Genomic DNA, 19,902 nt, shown 5'->3' on the forward strand with positions numbered 1-19,902 from the left:
CCCCTGTGAGGGACGTGAAGCTAGGCATTGAAGTGTGAAGGATGCGTGCAGGTGCGGCACGTGCCAAAGGTCCTGTGCGGCTGAATGCGACACGGAGTACCATCACCCACCCTTTGCCCTCTGGAACCGACCTGCATGCGTCCTGGTGCGACCACGCGTGACCGCTGGATCTGGATGACCTCCGCCGTACTGCTGGCGGCCACCATCGCCCTTGAGCTGGTGGTGCCGCTGGGCTATGCGGTGTGGCTGGCCTATTTCCTCGCGGTAGGCGTGACGGTGTTCCAGCGCAGCGTGCGCGCGCCGTTCATCGTTGCCGCGATCGCCTGTGTGCTGCTGGTGATCGGCTTCAACGTGGCGCCGGCCAGCAACAATTCGTCGTTCTCGTTCGTCAATCGCAGCATCGGCGGTTGCGCGTTCCTGATGATCGCGTTGATCGTCTCCCGCGCCATCGAAGCGCGGCGGCAGGCCATGCGCGCGCTGTGGCTGCAGGAAGCAGAGAACGCGGTGGCAATGAGCCTGCGTGGCGACCTGGGGCCTGAGCAGATTGCCGAGGCGGCGGCTACCCAGCTGGGCAGCCAGCTGCAGGCAGACATTGGCGCGGTGTACCGGATCGAAGGTGGGCGCCTGCAGCTGACCGGTGGCATGGCGTTGCCGTCGGGCATGCCGGCGTCGCTGGCATTGCAGGAAGGCGTGGCCGGACAGGTGGCCCGGGATGAACGCATCCGGCATCTGCACGGCGGTGACGCCGCCGTGCTTGAACTGCAGACGAGCCTGGGGCGGCTGCCGGTGAGCGAGCGCATCCTGGCGCCGATCAGCAACGACGGCGCCGTGGTCGGGGTCATCGAACTGGGCCGCGCCCAGGCAGGCGGGCAGCGCGACCTGGATCGCGAGCTGCTGGAACGCTGCGGCGAGACCATCGGCATGGCCCTGCGGGCATCGCTGCTGCGTGCACAGCTGGTGGTACTGCTGGAGGAATCGCAGCGCCAGGGTGAGGAACTGCAGGCGCAGCAGGAAGAACTGCGGGTGGCCAACGAGGAACTGGAAGAGCAGAGCCGCAGCCTGCTGCAGTCGCAGAGCCACCTGGAAGAACAACAGGCCGAGCTGGAGCAGAGCAACGTCCAGCTGGAAGAGCGCACCCACGAGCTGGAGGCGCAGAAGCAGGCGCTGCTGGTAGCGCAGGGCCAGCTGGTGCGCAACAGCAACGAACTGGCGGCCACCTCGCGCTACAAGTCCGAGTTCCTGGCCAACATGTCGCACGAACTGCGCACTCCGCTGAACAGCTCGCTGATCCTGGCCAAGCTGCTGGCCGACAACAAGGACGGCACCCTGACCGACGAGCAGGTGAAATATGCGCGCGCCATCCTGTCGTCCAACAATGACCTGCTGGCGCTGATCAACGACATCCTGGATCTGTCGCGCATCGAGGCCGGCCACGTCGAGCTGGCCGACGAAGTGGTAGTGGTGGACAGCGTCGTGCAGCGCCTGCGCGAGACCTTCGAGCCAATGGCACGGCAGAAGGGCCTGGCCCTGCAGATCGAGGCCGATGCGCTGGCGCCGAGCCAGCTGGTGGCCGACAGCCAGCGCCTGCAGCAGATCCTGAAGAACCTGCTGGCCAATGCGCTGAAGTTCACCGAGCACGGCAAGGTCAGCCTGCACGTTCGTGCTGCGGGCAGTGGCCGCATCCGCTTCGAAGTCGCCGATACCGGCATCGGCATTGCCCGCGAGCAGCTGCAGGTCATCTTCGAAGCATTCCGCCAGGCCGATGGCAGTACCCGCCGCCGTTACGGCGGCACCGGCCTGGGCCTGTCGATCTCGCGCGATCTTGCCGAGCGCATGGGCGGTAGCATCCACGTCGACAGCGAGCCGGGCCGCGGCAGCTGCTTCATCCTGGAGCTGCCGCTGCAGGGCGCGCCGGTAGCGGCGTCGGCTGAAGTGCCGGCCCCGGTGTCCACCGCGGCTTCGCCGCAGCCCGTGGCAGCGGTCGCCGCACGCACGGTTGCCGCGCCTGCGGTCGCCCCGGCGGCAGCGCCGGCCATCGCCAATGTGGCCGATGACCGCGGCCGCCGCCAGCGCGCCGGGCGCTTGATCCTGGCGGTCGAGGACGACGCCACCTTCGCCGAAGCGCTGGTGGTGCTGGCCCACGAGCTGGATTTCGACTGCGTGGTCGCGACCACGGCCGAGGAAGCCTTGTCGCTGGCTGCGGAACTGCGCCCCAACGGCATCCTGCTCGATATCGGCCTGCCTGATGTGTCCGGCCTCAGTGTTCTGGAACGCTTGAAGCGCAATCCCGACACACGCCATATTCCGGTCCACGTGGTCTCGGCGATGGACCGCGGCCAGGTGGCGCGTGAGCTGGGTGCGATTGGTTTTGCGATCAAGCCGACCACGCGCGAGCGGCTGGTGGCGGCCATCGAGCAGCTGGAGCAGACCAGCCAGCGCGATGTGCGGCGCCTGCTGATCGTCGAAGACGACAGCGAGCTGCGCCACAACCTGGAACTGCTGCTCGGCCGCGAGCAGCTGCAGATCATCGCGGTCGGTACTCTGGCCGGCGCGCTGGAACAGCTCAGCACCGTCACCTTCGATTGCATGGTGATGGATCTGTCGCTGCCCGATGGCAGCGGCTACGACCTGCTGGAGCACATGGCCGGCAACGACGATGTCGGCTTCCCGCCGGTGATCGTCTACACCGGCCGCGCGCTCAACCGCGAGGAAGAGCAGCGCCTGCGCCGCTATTCGAAGAGCATCATCATCAAGGGTGCACGTTCGCCGGAACGCCTGCTGGACGAAGTGACCCTGTTCCTGCACAGCGTCGAGGCCAGCCTGCCGACCGACCAGCAGCGCCTGCTGCGCGAAGCACGGCGCCGCGATACCGTGCTTGATGGCCGCACCGTGCTGCTGGCCGAGGACGATGTGCGCAACATCTTTGCCCTGTCCAGCGTGCTTGAGCCGCTGGGCGTGAGCCTGGAGATCGCGCGCAATGGCCAGGAGGCGGTGGATCGCCTGGCCGAGCGCGAGGTTGACCTGGTGCTGATGGACATCATGATGCCGGAGAAGGACGGCCTGGCGGCGATGCGCGAGATCCGTGCGCAGCGCCACCTGCAGGACCTGCCGATCATCGCGCTGACCGCCAAGGCGATGCCGGACGACCGCGAGCGCTGCCTGCAGGCCGGTGCCAACGATTACATCGCCAAACCCATCGACGTCGACAAGCTGGTCTCGCTGTGCCGCGTCTGGTGCTCGCGGCAATGAACGAGCATGCGCTGTTCGACCTGGAGCTGAAAATCCTGCTGGAGGCGCTGTACCAGCGCTACCACTATGATTTCCGCAGCTACGCGGTGTCGTCGCTGCGCCGTCGCATGCGCCAGGCCATGCAGCGCTACGAGTGTGATCGCCTGGTCGATCTGCAGCACCGCCTGCTGCACGAGCCGGAGCTGTTCGCCCAGGCCATGCAGTTCTTCACCGTGCAGGTCTCGGAGATGTTCCGTGACCCGGCCTATTTCCGCGAGCTGCGCGAACAGGTGGTACCGGTGCTGCGCACCTATCCCTCGGTGAAGCTGTGGGTGGCCGGGTGCAGTACCGGCGAGGAAGTGTGGTCGCTGGCGATCCTGCTGCACGAGGAAGGCCTGCTTGAGCGCAGCATCGTCTATGCCACCGACATCAATCCGGCGGCACTGGCCACCGCCGAAGCCGGTGCGTATGGCATCGACCGCATGGCGCAGTTCAGCCGCAACTACCTGGCGGCGGGCGGCACGGCATCGCTGTCGGACTATTACGCCACCGCCTACGATGGCGCGGTGTTCGACCGCCAGCTGCGCCGCAACGTGGTGTTCGCCGACCATAGCCTGGCCACCGACACCGTGTTTTCCGAAGTGCACCTGGTGTCGTGCCGGAACGTGCTGATCTACTTCAACCGCGACCTGCAGGACCGGGCGGTCGGGTTGTTCCTCGAGGCGCTGGTGCACCGTGGTTTCCTCGGCCTGGGCAGCAAGGAATCGCTGCAGTTCGGGCATCACCACGATGCCTTCGACGTCTGCTCGCGCGAACACCGCCTGTACCGGAAGGTGGCCTGATGGTGGTGCAGGCTCGCCCTGCGGTGGTGGTGGTGGGAGCGTCGGCGGGAGGCGTTGCGGCGCTGCAGGCCGTGCTCGGGGCGCTTCCGGCCAGGTTGCCCGCGCCAGTGCTGGCCGTGCTGCACCTGCCACGCGATCGCTCCAGCCGTATTGCCGAGGTGCTGGCGCCGTACTGCGTGCTGCCGGTGCGCGAAGCGGAGGACAAGCAGCCGCTGCAGCCGGGTACCGTGACCTTCGCACCGCCGGACTACCACCTGCTGGTGGAAGACCCCGGTACGGTGGCGCTGTCGGTCGACGCGCCGGTGTTGTTCTCGCGTCCGGCCATCGATCCCCTGTTTGAATCCGCGGCTGCCGTGTTCGGTGCGCAGGTACTGGCACTGTTGCTGACCGGTGCCAGCAGCGACGGCAGCGAAGGTGTTGCCGCGGTGCGCGCCGCGGGCGGCCGTGCCTGGCTGCAATGCCCCGAGGAGGCCGAAGCATCGATGATGCCGGCCTCCGCCCTGCAGCACGCCGGCGCCGACGCCGTGCTGCCCCTTGAATTGATGTGTCGTCGCCTGAAGGAGTTGTTTGCATGAACCTGCTGCCACCGGACCCTGCGCAGTCGCAGACCCCGGTCAACCTGCTGATCGTCGATGACGTGCCGCAGAACCTGGTAGCCATGCAGGCCCTGCTGCAGCGCGAGGGTGTGAACCTGTTGCTGGCGGGCTCGGGTGCGCAGGCCCTCGAGCTGCTGCTTGAGCATGAGGTCGCGCTGGCCCTGCTGGACGTGCACATGCCGGAGATCGATGGCTTTACCCTGGCCGAGCTGATGCGCGGCTCGCACCGCAGCCGCACGGTGCCGATCATCTTCCTGACCGCCTCGCCGGACGATCCGGTGCGTGCGTTCAAGGGCTACGAAACCGGTGCGGTGGACTTCCTGCACAAGCCGGTGGCGCCACAGGTGATCCTGAGCAAGGTCAATGTCTTCATCGAGCTGTACCAGCAACGGCAGCTGCTGAAGGCGCGCAATGAAGCGCTGGAGCGTGCGCTCAAGCTCAATGAGACGATGGCCGCGGTGCTGACCCACGATCTGCGCACGCCGCTGTCGGCGATCCTGCTCTGTGCCGACAAGCTGGCGCTGGAGCTTCCCGAGGACAACGCGGGGGCACAGCAGACGCTGCAGCACCTCGAGGCCAGCACGCTGCGCATGGCGCGGATGGTGGAGCAGCTGCTGGATTTCTCGCGTATCCGCAGTGGTGGCCTGCGCCTTGAGACCAGTGCCTGCGACCTGGCCGAGGTCACCCATGCGGTGATTGCCGAGGCGGGCAGCGCGCACGGTCATGAGCGCATCCGTTTCGACGCCATCGGCGATACCCGCCTGCAGGGTGACATGGACCGGCTGGGGCAGATCGCCGCCAACCTGATCGGCAACGCGCTGACGCATGGCTGCGAGGCCCTGGTGCAGCTGGATGGGCGCGATGTGCGCACGGTGGTGATGCGGGTCAGCAACACCGGCCACATCGATGACGCGCTGTTGCCGCGCCTGTTCGAGCCGTTCAAGGCCAGCTTCCACCAGAGCAAGGGCCTGGGCCTGGGCCTGTACATCGTCGATCAGTTCGTCCGGGCCCATGGCGGCCATATCGGTGCGCGCAACGAGGCGGGGCAGGTGGTGTTCGAAGCGAGGCTCCCGCGCCGGTGGGACGGTACCGGCGTCGTCGCAAGCTGAATTCTTCAGGCAACGCGCGCCCGCAATGAGACGGACTCGTCCGCAACTGCTACCGTGCGTTCACACCCTGCCAAGGAAGCACCATGCCACTTCGCGCCATCGCCTACGTCAGCCGGGCGCTGCCGGAGCTCTCCGTTGAGCGGCTGCAGGCGCTGGTCGAGGATGCCGCGCGTTTCAACAAGATGGCGGGCGTGACCGGCGTGCTGCTGCATGACGGTGATCGCTTCCTGCAGTACATCGAAGGTCCGCCAGACGGGATCGATTCGGTGTATGAGCGCATCCTGCAGGCGGGCAGCCACATCGACATCATCGAGCTGGCGCGCGGCCGCCTGGGCCAGCGCCAGTTTCCGTACTGGTCGATGCGCGCGTTGCCGGTGGAGGCCGCGCTGCTGCGGCAGCTTTCGAGCAGCGACTGGTCCGGTTTCAGCCGGACCCTGGAAGGAGATCGTTCGGCACCGACCCCGGTCGACCTGCTGGATGCGGTGGTGCAGCCGGCACTGCACGCCGGTTGAGATTCAGCGCACGCCGCCTCCGCAATAGGCGGTGTACAGCGCCTGCAGCACCCCCAGCGCCGGGCCTTCCTGCATGCGGTAGTGGATTGCCTGCGCCTCGCGCCGGGTTGCCACGATCTGCATTCCGCGCAGCACCGCCAGGTGCTGGGACAGCGCCGAAGCGCTGAGGCCGGTCAGTGCCTGCAGTTCCGGCACCGGCGCCTCACCCTCGACCAGCCGGCACAGCACCTGCAGCCGGGCAGGGTGGGCCAGGCTCTTGAGCAGCGCGGCCGCCTGCGTGGCGTGCTCGGCCATCGTGGCAGTGTCGAGCGGCGGGTGGGTCATGGTTGACCTTTTTGTTTAGAGGCGTCTAATTTAGAGAAATCTAAATTCGAGGGCAATCCATGCATGGCATCAAGGAAGGCGGGGCATGAACCTGCCATGGAGCGCGCTGGCGGGCGGTGTGTTGATCGGTATGGCTGCCGTGTGGTTGCTGGCTGCCACCGGGCGCGTTGCGGGCATCAGCGGGATCGCTGCGGGCAGCCTGCGCGCAGGTAGAGGCGAGCGTGGCTGGCGCTGGGCCTTCCTCATGGGCCTGCTGGCAGCGGCAGGGCTGGTGCTGTGGTGGCAGTCGGTGCCCGGCAGCGCTCCACGTGTACTGCTGCGCGATGCCTTGCCCGCCTGGCAGCTGATCGGCGCCGGCCTGCTGGTCGGTTTCGGCACCCGCCTGGGCAGTGGCTGCACCAGTGGCCACGGCGTATGCGGCATGGCTCGCGGTTCGAAACGGTCGCTGCTGGCGGTGCTGGTGTTCATGGCCTGCGCGATGCTGACCACGTTCGTGGTTCGTCACGGCGGAGCCCCGTTGTGAGCCGCGCCCTCTGGGCTGCCGCTGTGGCGGGCGCATTGTTCGGCGCCGGGCTGGCGCTTTCCGGAATGACCGATGCACGCCGCGTGCTCGGCTTCCTCGACATCCGTGGCGCGTTCGATCCCACGTTGATGTGGGTGCTGGGCTCGGCGCTGCTGGTCAGTGCAATCGGCCAGCGTTGGGTGCTGCGTCGCGCGCAGCCCTGGTTTGCCCTTCGCTTCCAGCTGCCGACGGCACACGATGTGGATGCTCGCCTGCTGCTGGGCGCGGCACTGTTCGGCATCGGCTGGGGATGGGCTGGCTATTGCCCGGGGCCGGCCATCGCCGGACTTGCCGTGGCATCGCGTGAAGCGCTGTGGTTCGTGCCGGCGATGGTGCTGGGCTTCTGGCTGCACGATCGCCTCGTGCGTTGAGGCTTCACCCCTGTGTCACGATCGATCGGGTCAGATCCATGGACCACGGGGAACGGAGCGCAGTGACATGGCACGGATGAAGTGGAAGGGAAGGGCGATGCTGGCCATGGCGCTGGCGTCCGCGATCGCACCGGCGCTGGCCTGCACGCGCGCGGTGTACCTGGGCGACAACGGTGATGTGATCACCGCGCGTTCGATGGACTGGAAGGTGGATGTCGCCACCAATCTCTACGTGCTGCCGCGTGGCATCGCACGCACCGGGCAGGCTGGCCCGAAGTCGCTGGCCTGGACTGCCCGCTACGGCAGCGTGGTGGCCACCGGCTACGACGTGTCGACCACCGACGGCATGAACGAAAAGGGCCTGGTCGCCAACCTGCTGTGGCTGGTCGAATCGGAGTACCCGCAACAGCGCGGCAACAAGCCGGGCCTGGCGATCTCGCTGTGGGCGCAGTATGTGCTCGACAATTTTGCGACGGTGGACGAGGCGGTGGCTGCCTTGAAGCGTGAGCCGTACTCGATCGTCACCGACAAGGTGCCTGGCGAGGACCGCCAAGCGACGCTGCATCTGTCGCTGTCCGATGCCACGGGTGACAGTGCCATCGTCGAGTACATCGGCGGCCGCCAGGTCATCCACCATGACCGGCGCTACCAGGTGATGACCAACTCGCCGATCTTCGACCAGCAGCTGGCGCTCAACACCTATTGGCAGCAGATTGGTGGCACGGTGATGCTGCCGGGCACGAACCGCTCTTCCGATCGCTTCGCCCGCGCCTCGTTCTACATCAACGCCATTCCCAAGGCGGAAGATCCGGTGGAGGCACTGGCCAGTGTGTTCAGTGTGATCCGCAACGCCTCGGTGCCGTACGGCATCACCACGCCGGGCGAGCCGAACATCTCCTCCACGCGCTGGCGTACCGTGGCCGACCACAAGCGGCGGCTGTACTTCTTCGAGTCGGCGTTGACCCCGAACACGTTCTGGGTCGATCTGAACAAGGTCGATTTCGGTGGCCCGGTGCTCAAGCTCGACCTTGGCAAGGACCAGCGCAATACCTTCGCCGGCGATGCGCTGGGCCACTTCGTGCCCAGCGCGCCGTTCACCTTCCTCGGCGTCGACGGTTAGTTCGACGCCTGGCTGGAGGCCGGGTACACCGCCTGGATGGTGCAGGCACCGCGGCGGCTGAAGCGGGGCAGCGGCGCCAGTTCGTCGCTGCGCTCGTCGTAGCTGGCGAAATCGGCGGTGACCACCCGATCGCCCGGGTTGCCGCAGATCAGACCATTCTGCATGCCCGACTGGAAGCTCAACTCCGGCGACCGGTCGAGCTGGAGGCAGTGGCTGCCCAGTTCGACCCGGTAGAAGCGATGGCCGCCGCTGCGCCGTGGATTGGTTTCCACCAGCATGCCCTGCGTGTCGGACGACCAGCCACGCACATTGCGGGTGGCGAAGCAGTACGAGGGCGAGCCGCCGAAACCGCGGCGGACTTCCTTTCGCTCGCGGATGGTCAGGGCTGGCAGCGTGGCGGTGCGCAGGCGATCACTGTCGCGCGCAACGCTGGCGTAATCACGGTTCTGCACTGGCGTAACCGCACTGACGGCGCAGCTGTGGCCGTCCACCACCACCCGCTCGCTGGGACGACCGCAGGCCCAGCCGGCAGGTGCCTCCAGTTTCAGCGTGGTGGCACCGCGAACGCCGGGGCAGTCTTCGTTGAAGTCGATCCGATAGGCCTGGCCGGAGGCGGAGCGCAGCGCGATCGAGCGCGGTGAGGCCTGCTCGACCTCCTGTACGCCGACCGCGTCCATGCAGTGCGGGGCCGGCGGCGTGCGCTCCTGGGCGGAAGCGGTAGCGGCGAGGGCCAGGCCGAGGCTGGCGGCGAGCAGCAAATACGCGTGCTGATGGGTCATGACCTGCACTCCCTGCGTGGGTTGACGGCCCGACTATAGCAGCGGTTTGCACGGCCTGTGTTACACGCGCACACTGCCCGGATGGGCGCGATCTTCCACCTGCGGCACTACGGCCAGGCCACCGGCCTGGACCGCCATGACTACGCGCAGTGGGTGTTGCCGCTGCAGGGCGAACTGCAGTTCGAGATGGAAGGGCGTGGTGGCCGCCTGGACCTGCTGCAGGGCGCTTTCGTGGCTGCCGGCGAGGCCCATGACCAGATGGCCGATGGCCCGAACGGTTTCGTGATCGTCGACTGCGCGCCGGGCGTGCTGGATGACGGCACCCAGGAGCATCTGTGCCGCCAGCGCTGGTTGCACCTGCCGCTGGCGCTGCGCCGGTGCCTGGCCGATGTGCAGGCCGGCCGGCCGATGCCAGCCCTGCTTCCGCAGTTGCTGCAGGCGTTCGCACCGGCCGGCAGTGGCGCTCGCATGCAGGGGCTGTGTGCGGCAGTGCAGGCCGACCCGGGCCAGGCGTGGCCGGTGGCCCGCATGGCGGCGTTCGTTGGGGTCAGCGAGAGCCGCCTGCACGCGCTGTTCCAGCGTGAATTCGGGCTCAGCCCGCAAGCCTGGCTCAGCGCCAGCCGGTTGCGCTGGGCCAAGCACCAGCTGCGCACCAGCACCGCGCCGATCAGTGACATCGCGCTGTCTGCAGGCTATTCCGAGCAGAGCGCACTGACCCGTGCGCTGCGCCGCGAGTGTGGGCAGACCCCGGCCGCGTGGCGCAGGAGCGCAGGGCTGTAGCGTCGAGCCATGCCCGGCTGCCGTTCGCGCGATAGCCGGTGCAAAAGCAGTCGAGCATGGCCCGACGCTACAAAAGCAGCAGGGCAGTAGCCTGGGTCAAGAGGGCTCCGCCGCCCACCGACTACACTGCGCGGCCTCTTCCCCCACGAAGAATTCCAATGCGCAACAACCCGATGGCCCGGGGCATCGCCAATGGCGTTGCCGCTGGCGCGCTATGGGGCGTGGTCTTCCTCGCCCCCGCCGTGCTGCAGTCGTTCAATGCCCTGCAACTGTCCGCCGGTCGCTACCTGGTCTATGGCCTGATCGCCGTAGCCCTGCTGCTGCCACGCTGGAAGCGGCTGGCGCCACAGTTGGGGCGCGCCGAATGGTTGGGCCTGCTGTGGCTCAGCCTGGCCGGCAACCTGGTCTACTTCCTGCTGCTGGCGACCGCCGTACAGTGGGCAGGCGGCGCGGCGGCCTCGCTCATCGTCGGCCTGATCCCGGTGGTGGTGACGCTGGTGGGCGTGCGCGAGAAAGGCGCGGTGCCGCTGAAGCAGCTGTTGCCGGCACTGGGCCTGTGCGTGCTCGGTGTAGCGCTGGTCGGTTGGGAAGCGCTGATGTCCGAACACCTGGCGACACCCTGGCGGCAGCGCCTGATCGGCCTGTTGTGCGCGTTCGGTGCGTTGTTCTCGTGGGCGCTGTACTCGATCGGCAACAGCCGCTGGCTGGCGCGGCGGCCCGATCTGTCCAGCCACGACTGGTCGCTGCTGACGGGCGTCACCACCGGTGGCCTGGCCCTGCTGCTGGTGCCGATGGCCTTCATCGGCCACACCGGCAGCCACACGCCGGCACAGTGGGGCGGCTTCTGGGCGATCAGCGCCGGCGTGGCGGTGGTTGCCTCGATCCTTGGCAACGCGTTCTGGAACCGCGCCAGCCGCCTGCTGCCATTGACCCTCACCGGCCAGATGATCGTGTTCGAGACGCTGTTCGCGCTGCTCTATGCCTTTGCCTGGCAACAGCGCTGGCCCTCACTGCTGGAGGCGCTGGCGATCGTGTTCCTGGTGGCCGGGGTGATGCTGTGCGCGCATGCCCATCGCGCACCGCGGGCGATCGCCGAACATGCCGGCTGAATGCGGCCGTCAAGCGTGCTGATGGCTACTTTGTCTCAGATGCAACCAAATGTCGGCACGTTGGCCGATGATCGCGGCAGCGTTTTTTTGCATCGCAGCACTTGACAGCGGCAGGGCGCGCGGTGTTTTCTGTGCGCCATGGTCCTTGATGCCGCCCACGCCAGCCTGAACGCCCCCGCCACCGCGGGCCGTTCGACTGCGCCGGTCGCCACCACCACCATTACCACCACCACCGTCACCACTGCCCTGGTGCGGCCCGTCGTCTTCGTGTAACTCCCGAAAACCACGGCCCCGCACCATACAGGTGGCGGGGAAACTCGACACCTGCATGCGACGGGGCCTCCTACCGAGGTCTGCATGTCTTCCCACGCCCCCGCCCATTCCGTTGCCCCGGCCGACCTGGCTGCGCCGTCCATCGTCGTGCACAAGTTCGGTGGCACCTCGGTAGCCGACGCCGAACGCTACCGCCATGTTGCCGGCCTGCTGCTGGCCCGCCCCGAATCGCTGCAGGTCACCGTCGTCTCGGCGATGAAGGGTGTCACCGATGCGCTGATCGAGCTGGCCCAGCTGGCCGCCAAGGGTGACGAAGGCTGGCGCGAGGCCTGGCATGCGCTGCGCGCGCGCCATCGTGGCGCTGCCGTGGCGCTGCTGGGCGAGCAGGTGGGCGAGACCGTCGAATGGATCGACACGCGCTTCGAGCAGCTGGCCGAGGTACTGGCCGCGCTGGCAGTGATCGGCGAGCTGCCCCGTGAAGTGCTCGATCGCGTGCAGGGCCTGGGTGAAGTGTTCTCCGCGCAGCTGCTGGGCACGCATCTGCGTGCGCGCGGCGAAGACTGCGCGGTGCTCGACGCGCGTGACGTGCTGGTGGTCGGGCATGGCGAACTGGGCGTGGATGTCGACTGGGAGGCCAGTGCGGACCGCCTGGCCAAATGGCGCCTGCAGCATCCACAACTGCGCCTGGTCGCCACCGGTTTCGTGGCGCGTGACCGCCATGACCGCATCACCACGCTCGGCCGCAACGGCAGCGACTATTCCGGCGCGATCTTCGCCGCGCTGTTCAACGCCGATGAACTGCACATCTGGACCGACGTCGATGGCGTGCTGTCGGCCGACCCACGGCTGGTGCCCGAAGCGGTGCAGCTTGAGTCGCTGAGCTATGACGAGGCCTGCGAACTGGCCTATTTCGGCGCCAAGGTGGTGCATCCGCAGACGATGTCACCGGCCATCCGCCTCGGGCTGCCGATCTTCATCCGCAACACCTTCCAGCCGGCGCATCCGGGTACGCGCATCAGCGCCGAGCGCTCGCCGCGCGGGCCGGTGAAGGGCCTGACCCTGAGCCCCGGGCTGGCCCTGCTGAACCTGGAAGGCACCGGCCTGATTGGCGTGCCGGGTACCGCCGAGCGCGTGTTCGCCGCCCTGCGCCAGGCGCAGGTATCGGTGGTGATGATCTCGCAGGGTTCGTCGGAACATTCAATCTGCTGCGTGGTGCGTGCCGCCGAAGCTGCGCGCGGTCGCGACGCCCTGCTGCATGTGTTCGCGCATGAGTTGTCGGTGGGCCAGGTGCAGCGCGTGCAGGTCAGCGAGGGGGTCAGCGTGCTGGCCGCGGTCGGTGACGGCATGGCCGGCCAGCCCGGTGTGGCGGCGCGCCTGTTCGAGGCGCTGGGCCGTGCGCAGGTGAACATCCTGGCGATCGCGCAGGGCTCGTCCGAACGCAACATCTCGGTGGCGGTGGACAGTGCCGATGCCACCCGCGCGCTGCGCGCCGCACATGCCGGCTTCTGGCTGTCGCCGCAGACCTTCGCGGTGGGAGTGATCGGGCCGGGCAATGTCGGTGCCGCGCTGCTGGACCAGCTGCTGGCCGCGCGCCCGCAGTTGCTGGCCAAGGCCAATGTCGACCTGCGCCTGCGTGCGCTGGCCTCGCGTTCGCGCATGCGCCTGGAAGTGGACGGCCTGCATGCCGATTGGCGCCAGGCATTGCAGGAAGCCGGCGAGTCCAGCGACCTGGGTCGCTTCACCGAGCATCTGCTGGCTGCGCACCTGCCGCATGCGGTGGTGATCGACTGCAGTGGCAGTGCCGAGGTGGCCGAGCGCTACGAGGGCTGGCTGGCCGCCGGCATCCATGTGGTCACGCCGAACAAGCAGGCCGGTGCAGGGCCGCTGCCGCGCTACCAGCGCATCCGTGCCGCAGCGGCGGCCAGTGGCGCGCGTTTCCGTTACGAGGCCACGGTGGGTGCGGGCCTGCCGGTCATCACCACGCTGCGCGACCTGGTCGATACCGGTGACGAGGTGCTGGCGATCGAAGGCATCTTCTCTGGCACGCTGGCCTGGTTGTTCAACCGCTTCGATGGCAGCCAGCCGTTCTCGGCGCTGGTCGCGCAGGCACGGTCGATGGGTTACACCGAACCGGACCCGCGCGATGATCTGTCCGGCGTGGACGTGGCGCGCAAACTGGTGATCCTCGCCCGCGAGGCCGGCCACGCGCTCAGCCTGGAGCAGGTGCAGGTGGAAAGCCTGGTGCCGGCCCTGCTGCGCGACGGCAGCGTGGATGCGTTCATGGCAAGGCTGGGCGAGTCCGATGCCAGCCTGCTGCAGCGGCTGCAGGAGGCACGCGCGCGTGGCGCCGTGCTGCGCTATGTCGCCAAGCTCGGCGCCGACGGTGCCTCGGTGGGCCTGCAGGAGCTGCCGGCCGACCACGCCTTCGCCAACCTGCGGCTGACCGACAACGTGGTGCAGTTCCGCACCCGCCGCTACTGCGACAATCCACTCGTGGTGCAGGGGCCGGGGGCTGGCCCGGAAGTCACCGCGGCCGGCGTGTTCGCCGATCTGCTGCGCGTGGCCGCGGGTGAAGGAGCGCGCCTGTGATCGCACGTGCGTACGCGCCCGCCTCGGTGGCCAACGTGGCAGTGGGATTCGACATTCTCGGTCATGCCATCGCCGGGGTCGGCGATACCGTAAGCGTGCGCCGGATCGACGAACCGGTGGTGCGCATCGAGGCGATCCGTGGCAGCACGGTCGAACTGCCGCTGGACGCGGCCGGGAACACGGCGGGTGCTGCGTTGATGTCGCTGCGCGAACGGCTGGGCCTGGACTTCGGTTTCGCCGTCGAGATCGACAAGGGCATTCCGTTCGGCTCCGGCATGGGCGGCTCGGCGGCGTCGAGTGTTGCGGCGCTGGTCGCGGCCAATGCGCTGCTGGATGCGCCGCTGCCACGCGAAGCGTTGTACCCGCATGCGCTGGATGGCGAGGCGGTGGCCAGTGGCGGCCGCCACGGTGACAACGTCGGTCCGCTGCTGCTGGGGGGGCTGGCATTGTGCACGGCTGATCGCCTGCTGCCGATCCCGGTGCCTGCCAGCTGGCACAGCCTGCTGGTGCATCCGCACGCGGTGCTGGAAACCCGGCGCGCGCGCCAGGCATTGCAGGGCAGTTACGCGCTGGGCGAATTCGTCGCGCAGAGCGCGAACCTCGCGCTCGTCCTCAGCGGTTGCCATCGCAGCGATGCCGGGCTGGTCCGCGCCGGGTTGCGCGACGTGCTGGTGGAGCCGCGCCGGGCGGGCCTGATCGCCGGTTTCGAGGCCGCGCGCGATGCAGCGCTGTCGGCCGATGCGATGGGTGCTGGCATCTCTGGTGCCGGCCCCAGCGTGTTCGCCTGGTTCGAGGATGCTGACCAGGCCCGCGCCGCCGTGGCGCCCGTGCAGGCCGCGTTCGCGGCTGCCGGCTTCGACAGTGATGCCTGGGTGTCGCCGCTGGATGCGCCGGGAGCCCGCCTGTGCTGAATTCCTCCCTACTACTGGATATCGAACCCATGCACTTCGTTTCGACCCGCGGCCAGTCCCCGGCCGTTGGCCTCAGCGCGGCGATCGCCGCAGGATTGGCGCCCGATGGCGGGCTGTACGTTCCCGAGCTTCTGCCGCCCGCCCGCGAACTGCAGGCTGGGGCGACCCTGGCCGATACCGCCGCCGATCTGCTTGCGCCGTTCTTTGCTGGCGATGCACTTGAGGCTGCGCTTCCGGCGATCTGCCGCGAGGCCTTCGACTTCCCGGTGCCGCTGCGCCCGCTCGGCGGCGGTGACCACGTGCTGGAGCTGTTCCATGGGCCGACGGCGGCGTTCAAGGACATCGGTGCGCGCTTCCTCGCCGGTACGCTGTCGCGGCTGCAGGCGGGCAAGGGCCGCGACCTGACGATTGTCGTTGCCACATCCGGTGATACCGGTGCAGCGGTGGCAGCGGCGTTCCATCGCCAACCCGGCGTGCGCGTGGTGGTGCTGTATCCGGATGGCCGCGTGTCGCCACGGCAGGCGCACCAGCTCGGCTGTTTCGGCGACAACATCCAGGCCCTGCGGGTGGCCGGTGCCTTCGACGATTGCCAGGCGATGGTCAAGCAGGCGCTGGCCGACCGCGAACTGCAGGTGCAGGTGCCGTTGAGCTCGGCCAACAGCATCAGCCTGGGTCGCCTGCTGCCGCAGATGAGCTACTACGCGCATGCGGCACTGACCCATCACGCCGAAACCCGTCGCCGGCTCAACCTGGTGGTGCCGACCGGCAACCTCGGCAACGCGATGGCCGCGGTGCTGGCGCGCGCACTGGGTGTACCGATCGGGCAGATCGTGCTGGCCACCAATGCCAATGCGGTGCTGCCGGCGTACTTCAATGGCGGTGACTACCAGCCGCAATCCAGCGTGGCGACGGTAGCCAATGCGATGGACGTGGGCGCGCCGAGCAACTTCGAGCGCCTGCGCTGGCTCTACCACGGCGACGATGCCGAACTGCGCGCAGCCTTCCGTGCATTTGCGGTGGATGACGTCACCATCCGCGCCACCATTGCTGCGGCGCACGCCAGCAGCGGCGAGCTGTTCTGCCCGCATACCGCCACGGCGGTCAAGGTCCTGCAGGACCTGCGTGCACGCGGCGCCAAGGGCGACTGGGCGGTGGTGGCCACGGCGCATCCGGCCAAGTTCGAGGCGGTGGTCGAGCCGTTGATCGGCGCCTCGGTGGCGGTGCCGCCGGCACTGGATGCGCTGTTGCAGCGGCCGGCGCAGGCTGAACCGCTCGCGGCTGACTATGCCGCGCTGCGCGAAGTGCTGCTGCGCTGACCGGAGAGGGGCACGGTTGCCGGCCAGCGGCCGGCACTACCAGAGGGATGCAGCGCGGATTGGGCACGGTTGCCGGCCAGCGGTCGGCACGGCCGGATGGATGCGGCAGGGGTAGTGCCGGCCGCTGGCCGGCAATCCCATGAACCGCGATGCGGTCAGATCAACCCTTCACCGGCCAGCTCGCGCAGCCCGTCCTCGTCGAGGATCTCCACCACATTCAGGTGGGGCAGGGCGATCAGGCCCTGCTGGCGCAACTTGGTGAAGGTGCGGCTGACTGTTTCCATGGTCAGGCCGAGATGGTCGGCGATGTCGCCGCGGCCCATCGGCAGCGACACTCGCAGGCCGTCGCCGCCGAGGCGGGCCTCGCGCGCGGCCAGGCGCAGCAGGAAGTCGGCCAGCTTCTCGGCCGGCTGCAGGCGCGCCAGTGCCAATGCGGCGTCCTGCGCGGCATCCAGCTCCTGGCAGGCGCGCTGCAGCAGCTTGCGCTCCAGGTGAGGGAAACGGCTGCGCAACACCTTCATCTGCGGCAGTGCGACGCGGCACACGCGGCTGTCGGCGATCGCCTCGATGTCGTAGCGGTGATGATCGCTGCTGCTGAGGCCGAGGTAGTCCCCGGGCAGCACGAAACCATTGATCTGGCGGCGGCCATCGGCCAGGGTGCGCACCAGGCGCAGCGCCCCGGCGGTCAATGTATAGACATGGTCACGCTCTTCACCGGTGCGGGCCAATGTGCTGCCCATGCTGACCTGCTGTGAAACAGTGACCTGTTCCAACGCCTGCACTTCATCGGGCGACAGCGCCGAGCACACCGCCAGGTGGCGAACCGAGCAGTGCAGGCAGTCCAGCGTGGGGCAGGACGGCGAGGCGGGATCGTTGTTGGCGGGCGGAGCGCCGGAAGGCCGTGACATGTTGCGGGGGCGTATCGCGGTCGGGGAGGGCCTTATGATACTTCAAGCGGCCGTTCGACCCTGCCCGAGGCGGGGGCGCTAGAATGTCGCCCCCTCCCACGTCCCGTTCCAGCAGGAGTTCCGCCCGTGATCAAGCCCCGTACCCCGCCCGGCACCCTTGAACTGCTGCCGCGCGAGCAGATTGCGTTCCAGCGCATGCTGGACGTGATCCGCCGCAACTACGAGCGCTTCGGGTTCCTGCCGGTGGAGACGCCGGTGTTCGAGCTGTCCGACGTGCTGCTGACCAAGTCCGGTGGCGAGACCGAGCGTCAGGTGTACTTCGTGCAGTCCACCGGTGCGCTGGCCAATGCCGCCGAATCGGGCGACCGCTCGCTGCCGGAAATGGCGCTGCGCTTCGACCTCACCGTGCCGCTGGCGCGCTATGTCGCCGAGCACGAGCATGAACTGACGTTCCCGTTCCGCCGCTACCAGATGCAGCGCGTCTATCGCGGCGAGCGCGCCCAGCGTGGCCGTTTCCGTGAGTTCTACCAGTGCGACATCGACGTGATCGGCAAGGACAGCCTGAGCGTGCGTTACGACGCCGAAGTGCTGGCGGTCATCCATGCGGTGTTCTCGGAACTGCGCATCGGTGACTTCAGCATCCAGCTGAACAACCGCAAGCTGATGCGCGGTTTCTTCGAGAGCCTGGGCGTGGCCGAGGGCGAACGCCAGCTGGCGGTGCTGCGCGAAGTGGACAAGCTGGACAAGCGTGGCGCCGACTACGTGCGCGAGACGCTGGTGGGCGAGGACTTCGGCATTCCGGCCGAGCAGGTTGAGAAGATCCTGGCCTTCGTCGCCGTACGTTCGCAGGGCCATGCCGATGCGCTCGCGCAGCTGGCCGCGCTGGAGGCCGGTGCGGCTTCGTCGGAAACCCTGCGTACCGGCGTGGCCGAGCTGCGCGAAGTGCTGCAGCTGGTGCAGGCGCTGGGCGTGCCGGAATCCGCGTACTGCCTGAATTTCTCCATCGCCCGCGGCCTGGATTACTACACCGGCACCGTCTACGAGACCACGCTGACCGACCACCCGCAGATCGGCTCGATCTGCTCGGGCGGCCGTTACGAAGACCTGGCCAGCCACTACAGCAAGTCCAAGCTGCCGGGCGTGGGCATCTCCATCGGCCTGTCGCGCCTGTTCTGGCAGCTGCGCGAGGCTGGCCTGATCGATGGCATCGAAGGCAGCAGCGTGCAGGCGCTGGTCGCGCTGATGGACGAGCAGGGCATGCCGCAGTCGCTGGATATCGCCCGCCGCCTGCGTGCCGGTGGCATCAACACCGAAGTGCAGATGGAGCCGAAGAAGATCGGCAAGCAGTTCCAGTACGCGGCCAAGGCCGGCATCCGCTTCGTGGTGCTGGCGGGCGAGGACGAGCTGGCCCGCGGCGTGGTGGCGGTGAAGGACCTGCTGCGTGAGCAGCAGTTCGAAGTGTCGCGCGACGAGCTGGCCAGCACGCTGCAGGTGGAGCTGGAGCAGTCGAAGGCGATGGCATGAAGCGAGCCGCCGCAGGAGCGTTGAGCGCGCTCCTGCTGGCGGGTTGCCAGAGTGATCCGGCGCTGCACAGCGCCCGGATCGGGAAGGCGCAGTACCGGTTGCAGGTCGATCGTTGCCATGTGATCGATCGCGCGCAGCTGGAGGAGGACCTGCGGGCCCTGGCCTCGCGGAAGTGCCGGACGGGCGCAGGTGAGCTGGAGAACATCCAGCCCCTGCCGAGCCGGCAGGGCAGCCTGTTCGGCGAGTGCCTGCGGCGCGGCGCGCTGCAGGCGGAGATCCGCTGTTCGCCCTGATTGTTTCCAAATTGCTGATTTAAAAGAGGAACGCCCGCCCTTTGGTGGGCGTTCTGCGTTTCAGGGCAAACAGCAGTCGAGCATGGCTCGACTCTACAAAAGCCCGTTTCGATCCGACCCACGCCGTTCTGAAAGATCGCGGGAAACTGTCGAAGGCGGGGTGGGTCCGGTGGCAGGGGTGTGAGCGGCATGGATGCCGCGACCAAGCCCCCATGGACGGGTTCACGGCGTCCCCTGCCACCGGACCCAGCCCGCCAACCCTCAGTAGCCCGGCTTTCAGTAGCCCGGCTTTTGCCGTTGCTCAGGCCTCTGCGGGTGCAGGGCGGGAGCCCTGCCATGCCCCCAATCCACGATTTGACGCACTGCGCAAGAATGCGTTAATGTACTAACGCGCTATTACATTGATGCATGGAAACGACCCCGTGAAAGCCCGCCCCGAGATTGCCGCCAAAGACCCGAAGGCCGACCTGCAGGCCCTGGCCCAGGCCTTTGCCGCGCTGCGCGAGCCGGAACAGGTCGAGGCCTTCCTGCGTGACCTGTGTACCCCGGCCGAGCTGGAAGCCATGGCCGATCGATGGAAAGTGGTGCCGTTGCTGCAGCAGGGCGTGCCATATCGCGAGATCCACGAGCGCACCGGCGTCAGCGTGACCACCACCGGGCGCGTGGCGCGCACGCTCGAACATGGCCATCGAGGCTATGCCGCCGCCATCGACCGCCTTGCTTCGCGCTGATCCGCGCCCCGTTCCGACCTTCGAG

At 68.0% G+C, this 19,902-nt stretch carries 20 protein-coding genes; 16 read left to right on the top strand and 4 right to left on the bottom strand.

The genetic code is table 11. From position 1 onward, the window contains the following. Positions 1-135: 135 nt before the first annotated feature. The 5 genes from VN11_RS09640 to VN11_RS09660 all read left to right on the top strand — a co-directional run bounded on the left by VN11_RS09640 (position 136) and on the right by VN11_RS09660 (position 6,287). Complete coding sequence (locus tag VN11_RS09640) at positions 136-3,249, top strand: response regulator (protein ID WP_053449580.1); 3,114 nt, start codon at positions 136-138, stop codon at positions 3,247-3,249. Beyond that, positions 3,246-4,070 carry a CheR family methyltransferase gene (locus tag VN11_RS09645; protein ID WP_053449581.1) on the top strand — a complete coding sequence of 275 codons (825 nt, stop codon included), beginning with the start codon at positions 3,246-3,248 and terminating at the stop codon, positions 4,068-4,070. Before VN11_RS09640 ends, VN11_RS09645 begins: the two co-directional genes overlap by 4 nt. After that, positions 4,070-4,645, top strand: a complete 576-nt coding sequence (locus VN11_RS09650) for a chemotaxis protein CheB (RefSeq protein ID WP_053449582.1) — start codon at positions 4,070-4,072, stop codon at positions 4,643-4,645. Before VN11_RS09645 ends, VN11_RS09650 begins: the two co-directional genes overlap by 1 nt. Then, complete coding sequence (locus VN11_RS09655; RefSeq protein WP_053449583.1) at positions 4,642-5,775, top strand: hybrid sensor histidine kinase/response regulator; 1,134 nt, start codon at positions 4,642-4,644, stop codon at positions 5,773-5,775. The genes VN11_RS09650 and VN11_RS09655 overlap by 4 nt, the downstream gene beginning before the upstream one ends. Positions 5,776-5,858: 83 nt before the next feature. Then, positions 5,859-6,287 carry a BLUF domain-containing protein gene (locus VN11_RS09660; RefSeq protein WP_006436202.1) on the top strand — a complete coding sequence of 143 codons (429 nt, stop codon included), beginning with the start codon at positions 5,859-5,861 and terminating at the stop codon, positions 6,285-6,287. Between the two features lie 3 nt (positions 6,288-6,290). Here VN11_RS09660 and VN11_RS09665 read toward each other — a convergent pair whose 3' ends face one another. Then, positions 6,291-6,611 carry an ArsR/SmtB family transcription factor gene (locus tag VN11_RS09665; RefSeq protein WP_053449584.1) on the bottom strand — a complete coding sequence of 107 codons (321 nt, stop codon included), beginning with the start codon at positions 6,609-6,611 and terminating at the stop codon, positions 6,291-6,293. An 85-nt stretch (positions 6,612-6,696) separates the two neighbouring features. Between VN11_RS09665 and VN11_RS09670 the strand changes: the two genes are divergently transcribed. The 3 genes from VN11_RS09670 to VN11_RS09680 all read left to right on the top strand — a co-directional run bounded on the left by VN11_RS09670 (position 6,697) and on the right by VN11_RS09680 (position 8,664). Beyond that, positions 6,697-7,134 carry a YeeE/YedE family protein gene (locus tag VN11_RS09670; RefSeq protein WP_053449585.1) on the top strand — a complete coding sequence of 146 codons (438 nt, stop codon included), beginning with the start codon at positions 6,697-6,699 and terminating at the stop codon, positions 7,132-7,134. Then, entirely contained in the window at positions 7,131-7,544 is a 414-nt protein-coding gene (locus VN11_RS09675) for a DUF6691 family protein (RefSeq protein WP_053449586.1), read from the top strand. Before VN11_RS09670 ends, VN11_RS09675 begins: the two co-directional genes overlap by 4 nt. Before the next feature lie 67 nt (positions 7,545-7,611). Then, positions 7,612-8,664 (top strand): linear amide C-N hydrolase, encoded by a 1,053-nt coding sequence (locus tag VN11_RS09680; protein ID WP_053449587.1) that lies wholly within the window; start codon positions 7,612-7,614, stop codon positions 8,662-8,664. Here the strand turns inward: VN11_RS09680 and VN11_RS09685 are convergent. Beyond that, on the bottom strand, positions 8,661-9,443 hold the full coding sequence (locus VN11_RS09685; RefSeq protein ID WP_053449588.1) for a DUF6491 family protein: 783 nt from the start codon (positions 9,441-9,443) through the stop codon (positions 8,661-8,663). The genes VN11_RS09680 and VN11_RS09685 overlap by 4 nt on opposite strands. 81 nt (positions 9,444-9,524) lie before the next feature. Between VN11_RS09685 and VN11_RS09690 the strand changes: the two genes are divergently transcribed. Both VN11_RS09690 and VN11_RS09695 read left to right on the top strand, forming a co-directional pair. Further along, complete coding sequence (locus tag VN11_RS09690; RefSeq protein WP_049457207.1) at positions 9,525-10,223, top strand: helix-turn-helix domain-containing protein; 699 nt, start codon at positions 9,525-9,527, stop codon at positions 10,221-10,223. A 158-nt stretch (positions 10,224-10,381) separates the two neighbouring features. Next, positions 10,382-11,332: a DMT family transporter gene (locus VN11_RS09695; protein ID WP_053449589.1), complete on the top strand. Its 951-nt coding sequence runs from the start codon at positions 10,382-10,384 to the stop codon at positions 11,330-11,332. 9 nt (positions 11,333-11,341) lie between these two features. On the opposite strand, the gene VN11_RS22515 is transcribed toward VN11_RS09695, so the two are convergent. Beyond that, positions 11,342-11,662 carry a hypothetical protein gene (locus tag VN11_RS22515; protein WP_187299804.1) on the bottom strand — a complete coding sequence of 107 codons (321 nt, stop codon included), beginning with the start codon at positions 11,660-11,662 and terminating at the stop codon, positions 11,342-11,344. 27 nt (positions 11,663-11,689) lie between these two features. Between VN11_RS22515 and thrA the strand changes: the two genes are divergently transcribed. The 3 genes from thrA to thrC are packed head-to-tail and all read left to right on the top strand — an operon-like array spanning position 11,690 to position 16,421. Beyond that, entirely contained in the window at positions 11,690-14,194 is a 2,505-nt protein-coding gene (gene thrA / locus VN11_RS09700) for a bifunctional aspartate kinase/homoserine dehydrogenase I (RefSeq protein WP_053449590.1), read from the top strand. Beyond that, positions 14,191-15,105, top strand: coding sequence for a homoserine kinase (locus tag VN11_RS09705; RefSeq protein ID WP_053449591.1), 915 nt, complete (start codon positions 14,191-14,193; stop codon positions 15,103-15,105). Before thrA ends, VN11_RS09705 begins: the two co-directional genes overlap by 4 nt. A 29-nt stretch (positions 15,106-15,134) precedes the next feature. After that, positions 15,135-16,421, top strand: a complete 1,287-nt coding sequence (gene thrC, locus VN11_RS09710; protein WP_053449592.1) for a threonine synthase — start codon at positions 15,135-15,137, stop codon at positions 16,419-16,421. Between the two features lie 155 nt (positions 16,422-16,576). On the opposite strand, the gene VN11_RS09715 is transcribed toward thrC, so the two are convergent. Beyond that, the gene (locus VN11_RS09715; RefSeq protein ID WP_006436589.1) at positions 16,577-17,329 is read right to left on the bottom strand and encodes a Crp/Fnr family transcriptional regulator; all 753 of its coding nucleotides are present in this window, start codon (positions 17,327-17,329) and stop codon (positions 16,577-16,579) included. Positions 17,330-17,455: 126 nt separating this feature from the next. Here VN11_RS09715 and hisS point away from each other — a divergent pair, with 126 nt between their 5' ends. The 3 genes from hisS (at position 17,456) to VN11_RS09730 (ending at position 19,877) form a co-directional block, all read left to right on the top strand. Then, positions 17,456-18,853, top strand: coding sequence for a histidine--tRNA ligase (hisS, locus tag VN11_RS09720; RefSeq protein ID WP_053449593.1), 1,398 nt, complete (start codon positions 17,456-17,458; stop codon positions 18,851-18,853). Then, positions 18,850-19,146: a hypothetical protein gene (locus VN11_RS09725; protein ID WP_053449594.1), complete on the top strand. Its 297-nt coding sequence runs from the start codon at positions 18,850-18,852 to the stop codon at positions 19,144-19,146. The genes hisS and VN11_RS09725 overlap by 4 nt, the downstream gene beginning before the upstream one ends. A gap of 422 nt (positions 19,147-19,568) precedes the next feature. Continuing rightward, positions 19,569-19,877, top strand: a complete 309-nt coding sequence (locus VN11_RS09730; RefSeq protein WP_008267046.1) for a YerC/YecD family TrpR-related protein — start codon at positions 19,569-19,571, stop codon at positions 19,875-19,877. The last annotated feature ends 25 nt before the right edge of the window (positions 19,878-19,902 follow it).

Origin of the sequence: Stenotrophomonas maltophilia, assembly GCF_001274595.1 — a bacterium.
In the GTDB taxonomy this organism is placed as follows: Bacteria; Pseudomonadota; Gammaproteobacteria; order Xanthomonadales; family Xanthomonadaceae; genus Stenotrophomonas; species Stenotrophomonas forensis.